Here is a 16,733-nt window from a genome sequence, read left to right on the forward strand (position 1 = left end):
TTCCGGCCGGAAGCGGTAATGGTCAGAGCTCGAGCCGTTGCGCGTCCCGTGCAGCACGCATCTTTCGGACACTGTCGCGGCAGACACGAATGCCGACGCTGGCTGTGCGAAACGGTACGGAGCAGCGATTTGCGCTCTGGCGACCTCGAACGGCATGGCGGGTGTGCTGATGCGTGTCGATCTGAAGCGACATCGTGACGATCCGCTGCGTGAAGCGCGCAGATTGAACGCGTTGCTGGCTTCAATGGATGCGAATCTGGATGCGCTTTCGGGACGGCTTTCATCGATGTATAAATCGCCTTGAATGACGACTTGCTTGATAATTGCGCCGATAGTCGTCATATTCGACGACATATGAACACCACGGACCACCCTCATCTCCTGTCGCTCACACAGCTGGGCAGCCAACTGGCAGCCCTGCGCGTGGCGCGCAACCTCACCCAGGCGGAACTGGCCGAGCAGGCCGGCGTGTCCAAGCGGACGGTCGAACGCTTGGAAGCGGGGGCCACGGCCACCCAGCTGTCCACGTTCTTGCGGGTCTGCGGCGTGCTTGGGCTGGAAGGCCGGCTTGCGCAGCTGGTGCCCGAACCGGTCGACAGCCCCGTGGCCCAGTTGCGTCAGCAGCGCCGCACACGACAGCGCGCATCGGGCGCAAGCAAGGACGCGCCGGCACCGAAGGCGAAGCCGGGCACGGGCTGGAGCTGGGAGGCATGACGATCGCCGAAGTCCAACTGTGGGGCCGGACGATCGGCGCGGTGTCGGTGCCGGCAGGCGCGACGACAGCCGCGTTCGAATACGTGCCGGAATTCCTCGGCAGCGGCATCGAGCTTTCACCGCTGCACATGCCGCTGCAGCCGCGCATCTACGCCTTCGCTGAGCTGCCGAAGCCCGCATTCCACGGCTTGCCGGGCCTGTTGGCCGATTCCCTGCCGGACCGCTTCGGCAACGCGCTCATCGATCAGTGGCTGGCGATGCAGGGCCGCTCGTCGCAGAGCTTCAACGCTGTCGAACGTCTTTGCTACACAGGGGCGCGTGGCATGGGCGCGCTGGAATTCAAGCCGGTCAGCGGGCCGAAGGCCAGCCGTTCCGACACGCTGGACGTCGCGGCGCTGGTGGGCCTGGCCTCCGACATCCTCACTCATCGCGAAGCTCTCGACGCCAGCCTCGAAGGTCCGGCGCGGCAGAAGGCCATGCAGGACATCCTGCGCGTGGGCACTTCGGCCGGCGGCGCGCGCGCGAAGGCGCTGATCGCCTGGAATGCAGAGACCAACGAGGTGCGCTCGGGCCAGGTGGCGGCCGATCCGGGCTTCAGCCACTGGCTGCTCAAGTTCGATGGGGTGGCGGGCAACAAGGACAAGGAACTGCTGGATCCGCAGGGCTACGGCGCCATCGAATACGCCTACGCGCTGATGGCGCAGGCGGCCGGCATCGACATGAGTGAATGCCGCCTGCTGGAAGAGGGCGGACGCCGCCACTTCATGACGCGCCGCTTTGACCGCCCTGACGACGGCAGCAAGCTGCATATGCAGTCGCTCGGCGCGCTGGCGCATTTCGACTACAACCTGCCTGGTGCCTACTCCTACGAACAGGCCTTCCTCGTCATCCGGCAACTGGGCCTGCCGATGGCGGCCATCGAGCAGCAGTTCCGCCGCATGCTGTTCAACGTGGTGGCGCGCAACCAGGACGACCACGTCAAGAACATCGCGTTCCTGATGGACAAGCAGGGCCAGTGGTCATTGGCGCCAGCGTTCGACGTCAGCTACAGCTACAACCCCGAAGGCGACTGGACGTCCACGCACCAGATGCGCGTCAACGGCAAGCGCGATGGATTCACGCTGGAGGATTTCAAGGCGGCTGCGGGCGTTGCCGGCCTCAAGCGCGGGCGGGATCGCAAGATGCTGGATGAAGTGCTGACCGCGGTGCAGGAGTGGGGGACGTTCGCAGGCCGGGCGGGCGTGGACACGCAGCAGGCCGCGCAAGTCGGGTCGGTGCACAGGCTGCGGTTTTGATGGCGCTTCTGGCGATCACATGCAGCGCTGTGGAGGCCATCGACGCATAGCCGCCCGTCATGTGCGGCTGCCGTACGACTGCCTCAACCGCGTTACGAACCGGATCATCCACGAAGTCTGCGGCGTCTCGCATGTGGTCTGGGACATCAGTGGCAAGCCGCCGGCGACGATCGAGTGGGGATGGATCAAGACTCCCGGACTCACGACAGCGCGCAGCACCCGCACTCTCAAAGCGCCGGGAGCTCGTGCTTGCCGACGATGTCGAGTTCGACTGCGACGCCCGGCGAGTGAGCGGCTGTAGCGTCCGTGGGCTGCCCGCCGCCGACCCATAACGTGGCGCGCCCGGGTTCGATCTGCCTACGGCCCGCGTCGTCCACCACTACGAACGCTTCCGCAGGAATGTCCAGCTTCACGGTCTGTGTTGTGCCGGCCGCGAGGGTGACGCGCTGGAAGGCGGCCAGGCGGCGGAGTGGGGCGCCCGCCTGTTCTCTCGAGACGTAGAGCTGGACGATCTCGTCCGAGTCCCGGTCGCCCAGGTTCGCGACCTGCACTTCGAGGTGCGCGCTGGCGCCCGCATCGATCCGCGATTGCGGGAGCCGGGCGTTGCTGTAGCCGAAGCGGGTGTAGCTGAGTCCGTAGCCGAAGGGGTACAGCGGGCTGCCCCGGAAGTAGCGATACGTGCGGCCTTCCATCGCGTAATCGGTGAAGGGCGGCAGGTCGCGCACACTGCGATAGAAGGTCAACGGCAGTCGGCCCGACGGGCTGAAATCGCCGGCGATCAGTTCCGCGACGGCGCGCCCGCCGTCACCGCCCGGATACCAGGCTTCGATGATGGCGGGTAGGTGTTCGTCGGCCCAGTTCACGCTCATCGCGGAGCCGTTCATGAGCACCAGAATGACCGGCTTGCCGGTGGCGTGCAGCCGCTCCAGCAAGGCCTGCTGGGGCGCCGGCAGATCGAGACTGGTGCGATCGCCGCCGGAGAACCCGGGTGCCTGTACCGACATTTCCTCGCCCTCCAGCTTGGCCGTCAGGCCGCCGGCGAACACCACCAGGTCCGCGTTGCGCGCGGCCTCCAGCGCAGGCGCATCGCCGACACTGGGTCGGCTCCATTGCAGGCGATGCGTGGCGCGGACACCGATCTGCCGGGCCTCCACAACGATCGAGTGGACCTGGCCAGCAACCAGTTGCACCGGGCGATCCGACGTGGGCCAAGCGCCATCCCAGAGATCGGCGACGAGCTGTCCGTCGATATGCACGCGATATCCGGCGTCGCCGGAATACCGGAACCGGTACTCGCCCGTTTCGGGTGCCCGCACGTATCCGGTCCATCGCGTCGAGGCATTGCGCTGCTCGCGATCAGGCCAGCCCCAGCGCGCCTGGACGTTGTCGACCGTGTCAGTCGTCGTCGCGCCCCCGAGTTCTGCATCTGCAAACACCTCGGAGTGCAGTCCGGGACGCGTGCACGCGGCGTCCAGACAGAACGCCGTATCCGCGATGTCCTCGAGTGGCGGCGCAATCCAGCCGACGCCTTCGACATGGGTGATCTGCACCTGCGGAAAGCGATTGCGCAGGCCGGACACGATGGTCGCGGGATCCGAAGGTGTGCCGTTGTAGTTGCCCACCAGCGCATCGACGCTGTCGGCGTTCGGCCCGATCACCGCAATTCTGCGCGGCGCCTGATCCAGCGGCAACAGCCCGTCGTTCTTCAGGAGTACCAGCGAACGACGCGCGGTTTCCAGAGCGAGTGCGCGATGTTCCGGCGTGTCGAAATCGGTCGCTTCGATGCCTGCATGCGGGCCACTCGCCACGCGATCCATGGTGCCCAGCCGGTAGCGGGCGGTGAAGAGTCGAAGCAGCGCACGATCCAGGTCGGACTCCTGCAGAAGGTTCTGTTCGACCGCCCGCACCGTTGTCGCAGGCTGGAAGGTCGCGTTGAACCGGAAATCGCAGATCAGGTCGGTCCCCGCCTTCAGCGCCAGCGCCACCGCTTCTTCCGGGGTGTCGACGAGCGCGTGCGAGGTCGGGAGATGGATATCGGCAACCGCCGCACAATCGGAGACCACATGGCCGTCGAACCCCCAGTCCTCGCGCAGCCGGCGCTGCAGATAGTCGGGATTCGCGCATGCCGGCAGGCCGTCGATCGCGTTGTAGGCACACATCAGCGCTTGTGGCTGGGCCTCGGTGACGGCTGCATGGAACGCGGGCAGGTACGTGTCTGCAACATCGCGCGCGGAGGGATGAATGTCGTCGCTGTGGCGGGATGCCTCAGGGCCACTGTGCACGGCGTAATGCTTCACAGCGGCGATGGTCTTGGGGAACTGCGCGTCGGCGCCCTGCAGACCCCGGATGTAGGCCACGCCGAACCGTCCGGTGAGGTACGGGTCCTCGCCCCAGGTCTCCTGGCCACGGCCCCATCGGGGATCGCGAAAGATGTTGATATTGGGCGACCAGACGGTCAGGCCGTGGTACTGCGGTGTGCTGCCGTCTGGCGTACGCGCGCCGCGGTACTTCGCGCGGAACTCCGTTGCGACGACACCGGCAACCTGCTCGATCAACGCCGGATCCCACGTGGCCGCCATCCCGATCACCTGCGGAAACACGGTGGCGATGTCCGCGCGCGCCACCCCATGCAGACCCTCGCTCCACCAGTTGTACGCGGGCACGTCCAGGCGCGGAATCGCGGGCGCGTCATGCTGGATCTGGCTCGCCTTCTCCTCGAGCGTCATGCGCGACACAAGTGCGGCTGCGCGCGCTTCAGCAGACCCGGGATCAACCGCACCCGAATCCGTTGCGTGCACCGGTGTCGCAAGTGCAAGGCTCAGCACGCCGTGGAGAACGGCGACCCGCAACACGTTCGATCTCTGCATCTGTCAGCCCGATTTGCGCGTCTGCTGGAGGCACATAGAGCCACGTCGAGCGTGCCGAGAGCAAGTTTCAGACTGGCGCTTTGGCCTCTGATCGGCGTGATGGGTGTGCTGGTCGGATCAGCTCGCAGTCGCGGCGACGCAGTCACTCGTGACCCTCCAGTGTCCGCGCCCGTAGCGAGCGCTGCGTCCAGTGACCGCGCGAAACAACGGTTCCAGGTGCGCTTCCCCATCGTCGCCAACAAGAAGAACGGCCCGCTTGCGCGGGCCGTTCCTGTCGTGCCGTGACGCGTCGGCTCACACCAACCGCGTCAACCACCCGTGCCGGTCCGGCACGCGGCCGTACTGGATGTCGAGCAGATCCTTGCGGATGCCCATCGTCACTTCGCCGGGCTGCGCATCGGCATCGCCGACGCTGAAGTCGTTGCCCTTGAGCACTCCGATCGGGGAGATGCTGGCCGCGGTGCCGCAGGCGAAGACTTCGGCAATCTCGCCCGAGCGCACGCCATCGATCCATTCGCTGATCTCGACGCGGCGCTCGACGACGGTGTGGCCGCGGTCGCGCAGCAGCTGGATCACGCTGTCGCGGGTGATGCCTTCGAGGATGCTGCCGGTGAGTGCCGGGGTGACCACGCTGCCGTCGCGCTGGACCAGGAACACGTTCATGCCGCCGAGTTCTTCGACGTAGCGGTTGGTCTCGGCGTCGAGGAACAGCACCTGGGCGCAGTCGTTGGCGACGGCCTCGCGCTGCGGCAGCAGCGACGCGGCGTAGTTGCCGCCGCACTTGGCCGAACCGGTACCGCCGCGGCCGGCGCGTGCGTAGTCGCGCGACAGCCAGATCGAGACCGGTTTGACGCCGCCTTTGAAGTAGGCGCCCGCGGGGCTGGCGATCACGTAATAGGCCACGCGACGGGCCGGGCGCACGCCGAGGAAATCCTCGTTGGCGATCATGAAGGGGCGGATATACAGGCTGGACTCGCCGCCGCCCGGCACCCAGGCCTGGTCGGTGTTGACGAGCTGGCGGATCGATTCGACGAACAGGTCGACCGGCAGTTCCGGCAAGGCCATGCGTCGCGCGGAATGCTGCAGGCGGCGACCGTTGGCGTCGGGGCGGAAGGTCCAGATGGAACCGTCGGCATGGCGGAAGGCCTTCATGCCTTCGAAGATTTCCTGGCCGTAATGCAGCACCGCGGCGGCCGGCGAGAACGTCAGCGGGCCGTAGGGCCGCACGTGCGCGTCGTGCCAGCCGGCTTCGACGGTCCAGTCGATCGCGACCATGTGGTCGGTGAAGTGCGTGCCGAAGCCGGGATCGGCGAGGATCGTCTCGCGGTCGGCCTGCTGGCGGACCTGCTGCGACGGGACGATACGGAAGGTGTGGATCGGCTCGGTGGTCATGCGGCGGCTCAGATGTGGAGGGCATGGACGGGTGCGGCGCAGCGCGGCGTCCTGCACGGCGTTGCCCAGCGTCGGGTGGGGGTGGATGGTACCGGCGATGCCCGCCAGCGTCGCGTGCAGCGGGGTGGGGCGGACGCATCACTGACCGTTCGGACGCCTGCGCCGGTCTCACCGGATGCGACGGCTCGGGCCGACTGTGCCGCTTCAGACAGGCGTTGCAGCCACGCTCCACGACGCGCGCACGGCGTGCGCCGCATCCTGTCGCCGCGCTCCGCCCGGAGATCACGGACCCGCCCATGGCGCCTGCAGGCAATCGCGATTCACCCGGCAACAAGTCGTACCTGCCCAGCAAGCCCTGCGCGGTCTGCGGGCGCACGATGACCTGGCGCCGCGCCTGGGCGAAACACTGGGAAGACGTGCGCTATTGCTCAGAGCGTTGCCGCCGCAACAAGGGCGCAGCCGGTGCGCCCGGTCCATCCCGCGATGACTGATCGTCCGGTGCGCCATCTGGTCGTGGTGCTGGGCGACCAGCTCGATCCGTCTGCGTCCGCGTTCGACGGCTGCGATCCCGCGCTCGACGCCATCTGGATGGCCGAGGTCGAGCAGGAATCCACCCACGTCTGGTCGGCCAAGGCGCGCATCGCCCTGTTCCTGAGCGCGATGCGGCACTTCGCGCAGGACCGGCGAGCCGACGGCTGGGCCGTGCACTACCGCTGCCTCGACGACGCCGACAACCGCGGCACCCTCGGTGCGGAACTGGCCGAGGCGATCGTGCGCCTGCGTCCCCAGACCGTGCGGATCACCGCGCCAGGCGACTGGCGCGTGCTGCAGATGCTGCGCAAGACCGCTGCGGCTGCGGACGTGCCGCTGGTGATCGAACCGGACCGGCATTTCTACTGCGATGTCCGCGCGTTCGCCGCGTGGGCGCGTACGCAGCCCGAGCTGCGGCTGGAGATGTTCTATCGCCATCTGCGTCGCCGGCATGGCGTGTTGATGGCGGGCGATGCGCCGGCCGGCGGTCGCTGGAATTTCGATACCGAGAACCGCGCGCCGTTCGAGGCGCAGGGCCCGGGCGTCGTGCCGATACCGCCGCCGGTCGCGCCCGATGCGATCACGCGCGAAGTCCTGGATCTGGTGCGCACGTGCTTTGCCGATCACCCCGGCGGGCTGAACCACTTCGCTTGGCCGGTGACCCGCGCGCAGGCGCTGCATGCCTTGGAGCGCTTCATCGAGGAACGCCTGCCGGCCTTCGGCCGCTGGCAGGACGCGTTGTGGCCCGATGCGCCGTGGCTGTGGCATTCGCAGATCGCGTCGGCGCTGAATCTCAAGCTGCTCGCCCCGCGCGAAGTGGTCGGCGCGGTGGAGGCCGCATGGCGTACGGGCAGGGCGCCGCTGCCAGCGGCCGAAGGCTACATCCGCCAGATCCTCGGCTGGCGCGAATACGTGCGCGGGGTGTACTGGACGCAGATGCCGCGCTATGCGGAGACGAACGCGCTGCAGGCCACCGGCGATCTGCCCGGTTTCTACTGGACTGGCGACGCGCCGATGCCGTGTCTCGCCGATGCGCTGCGGCAGACGCTGGCCCTCGGCTACGCCCACCACATCCAGCGCCTGATGGTCATCGGCCTATATGCGCAGTTGCTGGGCGTCGAACCGGCGCAGGTGCACCGCTGGTTTCTCGCGGTCTATGTCGACGCGGTGGAGTGGGTAGAGATGCCGAACGTGCTGGGCATGAGCCAGTTCGCCGACGGCGGGCTGATGTCGAGCAAGCCCTACATCGCCAGTGGCCGCTACATCGAGCGCATGAGCGCCGGCAGCTACTGCCGCCGCTGCGCCTTCGATCCGGGCCAGCGCACCGGGCCGCAGGCCTGCCCGTACACGCGCCTGTACTGGGATTTCATGCTGCGCCACGAAACGCGGCTGGCCGACAACCCGCGCACGGCGCAGCAGGTGCGCAGCCTGGAACGCCTGGACGCGGCGGAGCGCGCCCGTATCGTCGAAGAGTCCGACGCGTGGCGGCGCAGCCACGTCTGACGGCACGTGCGGCAGGCCAGCCCGGGCGCCGGACCACGCGTCTGCGGTAAAGTCGCGGCCAGCTGCGGCGCGGTGCCGGCAGTCCAAGCCCGCAGGTGACCCATGGTCAGGATTCTCGGAATCTCCGGCAGCCTGCGCGCAGGCTCGTACAACACCGATCTGCTGCGTGCGGCGCAGTCCGTGCTCGATGCGGACGTCGAACTCGACGTCGCCACCCTGCACGGCATTCCCCTGTACGACGGTGACCTCGAAGCGCGCGACGGTATCCCGGCCGAGGTCGATGCGCTGAAGGCGCGGATTCTCGCGAGCGACGGCCTGCTGCTGGCCACGCCCGAATACAACAACGGCATCCCCGGCGTGTTCAAGAACGCGATCGATTGGCTGTCGCGACCGGCGAACGGCATTCCCAAACTGTTCGGCGGCCGCCCGGTCGCGGTGATCGGCGCCTCGCCTGGCGGCTTCGGCACGGTGTTGTCGCAGGCGGCGTGGCTGCCGGTACTGCGGACGCTGGGCACGCGTCACTGGTCGGAAGGCCGCCTGATGGTGTCGCGGGCCGGGCAGGTGTTCGACGGCGATGGCAGCGTGCTGGATGCGCGCGTGCGCGAGCAGCTGGCCGATTTCATGCGCGGATTTGCCGTCTATGTCCGTGGGCGCTGACGGTACCCAAAGCGCGGTCGCGCAGTGCGCCCAGGACGTCGACGCGATGCGCCAGGCGCTTGCGCTGGCCGATCGTGCGATGACCGAAGACGACGAGATTCCGGTCGGCGCGCTGGTGCTGGATCCGTCCGGCGCGGTGATCGGCACGGGTTGGAACCGAAACATCGCCGAGCATGATCCCAGCGCGCATGCCGAGATCGTGGCGATGCGCGAGGCCGGTCGTGCGCTCGGCAATCACCGGCTGATCGGCTGCACGCTGGTGGTGACGCTGGAGCCCTGCGCGATGTGCGCGATGGCGATGGTCCATGCCCGGGTGGCGCGCGTGGTGTTCGGCGCGTTCGATCCGAAGACCGGCGCGGCCGGCAGCGTGTTCGACGTGCTGGGCGATCCGCGCCACAACCATCGCATCGCGGTGACCGGCGGCGTGCTCGCCGACGTGGCCGGGCCGATGCTGACGAACTACTTCAGGCGCAAACGCGGTCTGCCGCCGCGCTGACGCGGCGCGCACTTCAGATCAGCGGGCTGCGCCGGTTGGCCTGGCGGTGCGCATCGTCCATTTCCTCGTTGACCGCGTGCACGGCCATCGCGGCCTCGCGCGCCAGCAGCAGGCTGGCTGCGAACATCGCCAGCACGCCGAGGGCGGCCAGCAGCGTCGGCGCATGCGCGAAGCGGTGGCCGAAGAAGGAATCGCCGGCGACCGTCAGGCTGGTGCCGACGAAGCAGCTGATCGCCACGTAGAGCAGCTGGCTGCCGCGCAGGATGATGCGGCTGCGCCTGCGCTGCAGCGCGATGCGCGCTTCCAGAATCCTGCGGTCGTCGGCATCGCTGCCGTCGTCGTCGGCAAGGTCGCGCAGCAGCGAGCGGGTGCGGTCGATGACGCGCGCCAGTCGCGCGTTCGCAGAGCCCAGCAGCGATGCGGTGGCGGTCAGGAAGAACGCCGGTGCGAGCATGGCGGTCAGGATCGCGTAGTGGGCCATTTCGGGACTGGACAGCATCTGGGCAGGGAACACGGCAGCGCCGGGCAGTGGAATCGACTGGGATATCATGCGCCGTCACGACCACGAACGCGAACCACCATGACGGAAAAACTCGGCGACGGCAGGCTGATCTGGATCGATCTGGAGATGACGGGACTCGATACCGACCATGACCGGATCCTGGAAATCGCGACGATCGTCACCGACGCGCAGCTCAACGTGTTGGCCGAAGGTCCGGAACTCGCGATCGCGCAGACGCTGGAGACGCTGGAGTCGATGGACGACTGGAACCGCACCCAGCACACGCGTTCGGGCCTGTGGCGCCGGTCGCTGGAAGAAGGCGTGGGCGTGGCCGAAGCGGAAGCGCGCACCCTCGAATTCCTGGCGCAGTGGATCTCCCCGCGGAGTTCGCCGATGTGCGGCAACTCGATCTGCCAGGATCGCCGCTTCATGCACCGGCAGATGCCGGCGCTGGAGAAGTTCTTCCACTACCGCAATCTCGACGTGTCCACCATCAAGGAACTCGCACGGCGCTGGGCGCCGCAGGTGCTGGGCGGCTTCACCAAGCATTCCGCACATACCGCATTGAGCGACGTGCGCGATTCGATCGACGAGCTGCGCCACTACCGGCGTCATTTCGCGGCGCTCGCCGAACCCTGATTCCGGGCCAGCCGGCCCATGACGCAAGGAGGCGTTACATGATGTCCAACCGACGATCGTGTCTTGCAGTGGCGATGATCGCCGCTGCGCTGTGTGGGCCGCAGGTGCAGGCGGAGACGCCGCTGGTCTACAACGTGGTCGAACTCACCGAACAGCGCTGCGACGGGCCCGCGATGATCCACTGGGTGCGGCACGCGGAGCGCGACGCGATCCTGGCGGCCGGGCAGTGGACGATCGGCGACACCGGCTACCGGGTCGCACTGGCGCCGCTGTCCGATTTCCGCGAATGGACGATGCTCACGCGCCTGCGCGACGACGCCCGCGGCGTCGAGGATAACTACGTGCTGTTCTCGCCCACCGGCGCAGCGCCGATGGAAGCGGCCTACGTGCTGACGCGCCTGCCGGCCGGCATGGGGGATGCGGACGGTCTGGCGGTCGCGATGCAGCTGCACGCCAAGGAACTGGCCGGCCGCAGTCCGGAATGGACCCGGGCCACCACGCCGCTTGGCGAGGCCATCGAATCGATCGTCGACCACCGCCAGGGCAGCGCCTGCTATCCCACCGGCAGCGTGTTCGTCGATGACGCGCGGCAGACGATCGGGATCTCACGCTGGGTGGCGCGCGACGGTCTGCTGATCGAATACGCCCTCATCGTGCCTTGGCCGGCGGGCGCCGATCGCGCTGCGGCGGTGACCGAGGCCCGGGCGGCGTTGACGCGTTTCCAGGCAGGCTTGCAGCCCGCGCGCGCCGACTGACGCAACGCTGATCAAGTCTGTCTTCGCTCGTCATTCCCGCGAAGGCGGGAATCCAGCGCCTTTGCTTTCAATGGCTTGAAAGCTTCTGAATTCCCGCCTTCGCGGGAATGACGACTTTTTCAGCGTTGACCTGAAGGCCCAACGAAAAAACGCCCGGGCGCGAGGCCCGGGCGTTTTCGTCTGCGAAGCGGTGGCTGCGGTCAGGCCTTGCCGGCCTTGGACTTCGCCAGCTTCAGCCAGGTATCGACGACGGTGTCGGGATTGAGCGACACCGACTCGATGCCCTCATCCATCAGCCACTGCGCCAGATCCGGATGATCGCTCGGGCCCTGGCCGCAGATGCCGACGTACTTGCCCTTGGCGCGCGCGGACTTGATGGCCATCGACAGCAGCTTCTTGACCGCTGGATCGCGTTCGTCGAACAGGTGGGCGACGATCGACGAGTCGCGGTCCAGGCCCAGGGTGAGCTGGGTCAGATCGTTGGAGCCGATCGAGAAACCGTCGAAGATGTCGAGGAACTCGTCGGCCATCAGCGCGTTCGACGGGACCTCGCACATCATGATGATCTTCAGGCCGGCTTCGCCCTGCTTGAGGCCGTTCTGCTCCAGCACTTCGACGACCTTGCGGCCTTCGTCCAGCGTGCGCACGAACGGAATCATGACCCACAGGTTGTCGAGGCCCATCTCGTTGCGGACCTTGAGCACGGCCTTGCACTCGAGCGCGAACGCGGCCGAGAACGACGGATCGACGTAACGGCTGGCGCCGCGGAAGCCGATCATCGGGTTCTCTTCTTCCGGCTCGTAACGCGTGCCGCCGATGAGGTTCGCGTACTCGTTGGACTTGAAGTCCGACAGGCGCACGATCACCGGGTTGGGCGCGACCGAGGCGGTCAGCGTGGCGATGCCTTCGGCCAGACGGTCGACGTAGAAGCTGACCGGATCGGCATAGCCGCGGGTCTTCTCGTCGATCTTCTTCCTGATGTCGGCGTCCTGCTTGTCGTACTCGAGCAGGGCATTGGGGTGCACGCCGATGTGCGCGGCGATGATCATCTCCAGACGCGCCAGACCGATACCGGCGTTGGGCAGCTGGCCGAAATCGAAGGCACGTTCCGGGTTGGCGACGTTCATCATGATCTTGAGCGGCGCTTCGGGCATCGACGACAGATCGGTGGTGATGCGCTCGAACTCGAGGATGCCGTCGTAGATGTAGCCGGTATCGCCTTCGGCGCAGCTGACGGTGACGTCCTTGCCGTCTTCGATCAGATCCAGCGCATTGCCGGTGCCGACCACGGCCGGCACACCCAGCTCGCGCGCGATGATCGCCGCGTGGCAGGTGCGGCCGCCGCGGTTGGTGACGATGGCCGACGCGCGCTTCATCACCGGCTCCCAGTCCGGATCGGTCATGTCGGCGACCAGCACGTCACCGGGCTGCACGCGGCTCATGTCGTCCAGCGACCGCACCACACGGGCGACGCCGGCGCCGATCTTCTGGCCGATGGCGCGACCTTCGGCGACCACATCGCCGCGGGCGCCCAGATGGAAGCGCTCCATCTGCGTGGCCTTGGCGCGCGACTTCACCGTTTCCGGGCGCGCCTGCACGATGAACAGCTTGCCGCTGACGCCGTCCTTCGCCCACTCGATGTCCATCGGACGCTCGTAGTGCTTCTCGATCGTCAGCGCCTGGCGCGCGAGCTCGTGCACGTCTTCGTCGGTGATCGAGAAGGTGTTGCGCAGATCGGCCGGCGTGTCCTCGGTGCGCACGCGCTCGCCGGGCGTATCGGAATACACCATGCGCAGCTGCTTGCTGCCGATGGAGCGGCGCAGGATCGCCGGCAGGCCCTTGGACAGCGTGGGCTTGTAGACGTAGAACTCGTCCGGATTCACCGCGCCCTGGACCACCATCTCGCCGAGGCCGAAGCTCGAGGTGATGAAGACCACATCGCGGAAGCCCGATTCGGTGTCCAGCGTGAACAGCACGCCGGACGCGCCGACGTCGGAGCGCACCATCAGCTGCACGCCGGACGACAGGAACACGTCCTCGTGCTTGAAGCCGTGGTGCACGCGGTAGGCGATCGCGCGGTCGTTGTAGAGCGACGCGAAGACTTCCTTGACCTTGATCACCACGTCGTCGGCGCCGGTGACGTTGAGGAACGTCTCCTGCTGGCCGGCGAACGAGGCATCGGGCAGATCCTCGGCGGTGGCCGACGAACGCACGGCCACGGCGACGTCGCCGCCGCCGTTCTCCGAGGCCAGCTGCTCGTAGGCGGCGCGGATGTCGGCATCCAGATCGGGCTGCAGCGGCGCGTCGATGACCCAGCTGCGGATATCCTTGCCGGCCGCGGTCAGCGCGCCGACGTCTTCGACGTCCAGCGGCGCCAGGCGATCGAAGATGCGCTGGTGCAGATCGTTGTGCGCGATGAAGGCCTTGAAGGCGTCGGCCGTGGTGGCGAACCCGCCGGGCACGGAAACGCCGAGCTTGGCGAGATTGCCGATCATTTCGCCGAGGGACGAGTTCTTGCCACCGACCTGTGCCAGGTCGGTCAATCGCAGGTCATGCAGCCACAGGATGTTGGCGCTCAAGAGGAAACTCCGTGTCGCGTGGATCGAGGGGATGACCGGGCAGGCCCGGTATGGAACGGTTATTTTAGCCCTCCCGGGCGCGAAGACGCTCGTCGCACGCTCGGAATCCGCATGTCTGCCACCCGTCCCGTGTTCTATGTGTCCGATGGCACCGGTATCACTGCCGAAACCATCGGCCACAGCCTGCTGACCCAGTTCAGCGGCACGCTGTTCAGCACCAACCGGATTCCGTTCGTCGACAGCATCGAACGCGCGCGCGAGGTGGCGGCCCTGATCCGCGCACGCGGCGAGGCGATGGACGTGCGGCCGATCGTGATCAGTTCCTGCGTCGATCCGAATCTGGCGCTGGCGCTGGGAGAGAGCGGGGCGCTGGTGCTCGACGTGTTCGCCCCCTTCATCGAGCCGCTGGAGCGCGAACTGCTCGAATCGCGCGAATCCCGCGTGGGCCGCGCGCACGGTATGGTCGATTTCGACACCTACCATCGCCGCATCAACGCGATGAACTTCGCGCTGACCCACGACGACGGCATGTCGGTCGACTATGCCGAGGCCGACGTGATCCTGGTCGCGGTGTCGCGCGCCGGCAAGACGCCGACCTGCGTGTACCTGGCGCTGCATCACGGCGTGCGCGCGGCGAACTATCCGCTGACCGAAGAAGATCTCGAGCACGATCGCCTGCCGCCCCGGCTGCGCGCGCACCGGGCCAAGCTGTTCGGCCTGACCATCGATCCGGTGCGCCTGGCGCAGATCCGCCAGGAACGGCGTCCCAACTCGCGTTACGCCAAGCTCGAGACCTGCAGAACCGAAGTCACCGCGGCCGAAGCCCTGTTCCGCGCCGAGCGCATTCCGGTGCTCAGCACCACCAACACCTCGATCGAGGAAATCTCGAGCAAGGTGATGTCCACGCTGGGCATCGAGCGGGTGATGTACTGAGCCGCGGCGCGGTGCGGCAGGCAGGCATTGCGATGCCGGCGGGTTCATCCCGCGCCGTGTAGCATCACCGCATGCAGAACGTCATCAGCCGCCGATCGCGCCTTCCCGCAATGGGACGGTTCGGGTGGCTGATGGCCCTGTATTCCGAGAACCACACGCGTCTGACGCGCCTGTTCGATCCGGGCCCGCTCGCGCCCGGGCGGTATCTGTCGGAAGTGGAGGGCGCGTTGTCCGTCCAGCTCGACATCCTCGCGCAGCACGCCTACACGACCGAGCTGCGCCTGAGCTACACGATGCTCGATCCCGCCACCGGCGAGCCGGATCCGTCCGCGTACCTGCGCCTGTATCGCGACGCCGCCCAGGTGGAGGCCACGCACTGCTACGTCGGTCGCCGCTGGCAGGACGTCATCGGCATGTTTCCGCCGCCGACGGAAGTGGTGGATCACCGCATGCGCATGAACACTTTTCTCGGCAAGTGGCTCCAATATCTCAACGAGCAGGGACATGGGCTTGCAACATTGCGGAGAATTCCGGATGATGCGCGCCTTGATCGCAGCGAGGCCGGCGCCAACGGCTGACAGGTTCTTCGGAACTCGACGATGCGAACAGGGAAAGCGGAATTGTTGTTGACGCGGTTGCAACGCAACACTACAATTTCGCGCTCCCAAACGTGGGGCCATAGCTCAGCTGGGAGAGCGCCTGCATGGCATGCAGGAGGTCGGCGGTTCGATCCCGCCTGGCTCCACCACAATTTGTCTGTCGATCAAAGGCCGATCGATAGAATGATGCAGGTTTCTGCGTCCCCATCGTCTAGAGGCCTAGGACACCACCCTTTCACGGTGGACACCGGGGTTCGAATCCCCGTGGGGACGCCACTTTTCAAGCAGACGGGCAGCTCGCAAGAGCTGCCCGTTTTGCTTTGTGGCTTTTGTAGCGCGTACGGGCGTCGGCTCGGCTCAAGCGCCGCTGCACAACCGATGCGGCCATGGCCAAGCACCACATCAGCGGGCTCGATGGTCATGGTCGACGTCGATGACGCAGATGGGGTGCCGGAACGTTTTCTGGCTCACAGCGCAGGCCCCGGTGAGGCCCACGGAAAGACGCTAACGGTTGGGCTCACCCGGCAGGCTTAGGTCGCCGGACGCCACCTTGAAGACATCCGCGACGCACAGCAGCGGGGCGTGCACGCTCGCATTGACGCGCAAACCAGCGGTGACGCCATCGAAGCGCGCGGCTTCCACCACGCCGATCTCGTCGAACGGCACCCTCACTTCGACCGTTTCAGCATCGAGCACTGGGCTCCATCCCGGGCTGTCCAGAAGAATCGGAAATCCGGGCCATGTCTTGGGCAGACGGGGCTTTGTGCCTTCCGGAATGTCGACGACTGCCAATGCATCCTTGCCGCAGGCTTCGTTGGGCTGCAGGACCACCCAGTGGCTGTGCCACAGGTTGCCATCGTTGGCCAGGTCGCCATCTCTGTTCTCGTCGTAGAGCGGCGTGTCATCGAAGTCGGGGTGTGAGGTCACTGCCATTGCGAGGATGCCGCTGCCGCGCTCGAAACCGACTTCGTAGGGATCGATGGTCGTCGGCCAGACATACGAAAAGACGTCGCTACCCGCGAGCTCGCCAGTCGGGGTCGGCATGGTCCTGCCGGCCCGGTCGGAGACCGCCATAGGGAAGATGGCGACGTTCTTTTCAGTGGTGATCCTGGTGCGGATGATGTCGAAATCCGCCTGTACTGCCGTATCAGCCGGAGACGTGATGCCACCGGCGGGGCCAGGCGGATGCGCGCTGCATAGACTGGTGGCCAGCAGGAGGAGCAGGGCACAGGCCTTGGGTGTAGAGGTTTCCATCGGCAGCGATCCTGGAA

At 66.9% G+C, this 16,733-nt stretch carries 16 protein-coding genes, 2 tRNA genes and 1 pseudogene; 14 read left to right on the forward strand and 5 right to left on the reverse strand.

The features are described from left to right. The first annotated feature begins 154 nt into the window (after nt 1-154). The 4 genes and pseudogenes from AC3A5K_RS02125 to AC3A5K_RS02140 all read left to right on the forward strand — a co-directional run. Entirely contained in the window at nt 155-304 is a 150-nt protein-coding gene (locus AC3A5K_RS02125) for a hypothetical protein (protein WP_487615858.1), read from the forward strand. Further along, nucleotides 301-714: a helix-turn-helix transcriptional regulator gene (locus tag AC3A5K_RS02130; protein WP_487615859.1), complete on the forward strand. Its 414-nt coding sequence runs from the start codon at nt 301-303 to the stop codon at nt 712-714. Before AC3A5K_RS02125 ends, AC3A5K_RS02130 begins: the two co-directional genes overlap by 4 nt. After that, the gene (locus tag AC3A5K_RS02135; protein WP_487615860.1) at nt 711-2,009 is read left to right on the forward strand and encodes a type II toxin-antitoxin system HipA family toxin; all 1,299 of its coding nucleotides are present in this window, start codon (nt 711-713) and stop codon (nt 2,007-2,009) included. The genes AC3A5K_RS02130 and AC3A5K_RS02135 overlap by 4 nt, the downstream gene beginning before the upstream one ends. Nucleotides 2,010-2,023: 14 nt before the next feature. Next, nucleotides 2,024-2,187, forward strand: a pseudogene (locus AC3A5K_RS02140) (GMP synthase (glutamine-hydrolyzing)); the annotation flags it as partial. A gap of 49 nt (nt 2,188-2,236) precedes the next feature. On the opposite strand, the gene AC3A5K_RS02145 reads toward AC3A5K_RS02140, so the two are convergent. Together AC3A5K_RS02145 and AC3A5K_RS02150 are read right to left on the reverse strand one after the other, a co-directional pair. Beyond that, nucleotides 2,237-4,735, reverse strand: a complete 2,499-nt coding sequence (locus tag AC3A5K_RS02145; protein ID WP_487615861.1) for a glycoside hydrolase family 3 protein — start codon at nt 4,733-4,735, stop codon at nt 2,237-2,239. Nucleotides 4,736-5,170: 435 nt separating this feature from the next. Next, nucleotides 5,171-6,268, reverse strand: a complete 1,098-nt coding sequence (locus AC3A5K_RS02150; RefSeq protein WP_487615862.1) for a branched-chain amino acid aminotransferase — start codon at nt 6,266-6,268, stop codon at nt 5,171-5,173. Between the two features lie 296 nt (nt 6,269-6,564). On the opposite strand from AC3A5K_RS02150, the gene AC3A5K_RS02155 reads away from it, so the two are divergent. The 4 genes from AC3A5K_RS02155 to tadA all read left to right on the forward strand — a co-directional run bounded on the left by AC3A5K_RS02155 (nt 6,565) and on the right by tadA (nt 9,455). Continuing rightward, a complete protein-coding gene (locus tag AC3A5K_RS02155) occupies nt 6,565-6,759 on the forward strand; it encodes a DUF2256 domain-containing protein (protein ID WP_487615863.1) in 195 nt (64 codons plus the stop codon). Continuing rightward, nucleotides 6,752-8,302, forward strand: a complete 1,551-nt coding sequence (locus tag AC3A5K_RS02160) for a cryptochrome/photolyase family protein (protein WP_487615864.1) — start codon at nt 6,752-6,754, stop codon at nt 8,300-8,302. The genes AC3A5K_RS02155 and AC3A5K_RS02160 overlap by 8 nt, the downstream gene beginning before the upstream one ends. A gap of 102 nt (nt 8,303-8,404) precedes the next feature. After that, a complete protein-coding gene (locus AC3A5K_RS02165; RefSeq protein WP_487615865.1) occupies nt 8,405-8,959 on the forward strand; it encodes an NADPH-dependent FMN reductase in 555 nt (184 codons plus the stop codon). Then, nucleotides 8,943-9,455: a tRNA adenosine(34) deaminase TadA gene (tadA, locus tag AC3A5K_RS02170; protein ID WP_487615866.1), complete on the forward strand. Its 513-nt coding sequence runs from the start codon at nt 8,943-8,945 to the stop codon at nt 9,453-9,455. The genes AC3A5K_RS02165 and tadA overlap by 17 nt, the downstream gene beginning before the upstream one ends. 13 nt (nt 9,456-9,468) lie before the next feature. On the opposite strand, the gene AC3A5K_RS02175 is transcribed toward tadA, so the two are convergent. After that, on the reverse strand, nt 9,469-9,954 hold the full coding sequence (locus AC3A5K_RS02175) for a DUF2721 domain-containing protein (protein ID WP_487615867.1): 486 nt from the start codon (nt 9,952-9,954) through the stop codon (nt 9,469-9,471). 81 nt (nt 9,955-10,035) lie between these two features. On the opposite strand from AC3A5K_RS02175, the gene orn reads away from it, so the two are divergent. Both orn and AC3A5K_RS02185 read left to right on the forward strand, forming a co-directional pair. Next, nucleotides 10,036-10,596, forward strand: a complete 561-nt coding sequence (gene orn / locus AC3A5K_RS02180) for an oligoribonuclease (protein ID WP_487615868.1) — start codon at nt 10,036-10,038, stop codon at nt 10,594-10,596. 41 nt (nt 10,597-10,637) lie between these two features. Further along, nucleotides 10,638-11,351, forward strand: a complete 714-nt coding sequence (locus tag AC3A5K_RS02185; RefSeq protein ID WP_487615869.1) for a hypothetical protein — start codon at nt 10,638-10,640, stop codon at nt 11,349-11,351. Between the two features lie 200 nt (nt 11,352-11,551). Here AC3A5K_RS02185 and ppsA read toward each other — a convergent pair whose 3' ends face one another. Then, a complete protein-coding gene (ppsA, locus tag AC3A5K_RS02190; protein WP_487615870.1) occupies nt 11,552-13,930 on the reverse strand; it encodes a phosphoenolpyruvate synthase in 2,379 nt (792 codons plus the stop codon). 111 nt (nt 13,931-14,041) lie between these two features. Here ppsA and ppsR point away from each other — a divergent pair, with 111 nt between their 5' ends. From ppsR to AC3A5K_RS02210, 4 genes are all read left to right on the forward strand, one after another. Continuing rightward, nucleotides 14,042-14,863: a posphoenolpyruvate synthetase regulatory kinase/phosphorylase PpsR gene (gene ppsR, locus AC3A5K_RS02195; protein ID WP_487615871.1), complete on the forward strand. Its 822-nt coding sequence runs from the start codon at nt 14,042-14,044 to the stop codon at nt 14,861-14,863. 71 nt (nt 14,864-14,934) lie between these two features. Then, the gene (locus AC3A5K_RS02200; protein ID WP_487615872.1) at nt 14,935-15,441 is read left to right on the forward strand and encodes a DUF1249 domain-containing protein; all 507 of its coding nucleotides are present in this window, start codon (nt 14,935-14,937) and stop codon (nt 15,439-15,441) included. Nucleotides 15,442-15,535: 94 nt separating this feature from the next. Then, a tRNA-Ala gene (locus tag AC3A5K_RS02205) sits at nt 15,536-15,611 on the forward strand. A gap of 51 nt (nt 15,612-15,662) precedes the next feature. Continuing rightward, nucleotides 15,663-15,738: transfer RNA gene (locus tag AC3A5K_RS02210), tRNA-Glu, on the forward strand. Between the two features lie 228 nt (nt 15,739-15,966). Here the strand turns inward: AC3A5K_RS02210 and AC3A5K_RS02215 are convergent. Next, nucleotides 15,967-16,716 (reverse strand): hypothetical protein, encoded by a 750-nt coding sequence (locus AC3A5K_RS02215; RefSeq protein WP_487615873.1) that lies wholly within the window; start codon nt 16,714-16,716, stop codon nt 15,967-15,969. Between the last annotated feature and the right edge of the window lie 17 nt (nt 16,717-16,733).

This window comes from Luteimonas sp. Soil_C_5, from assembly GCF_057656615.1.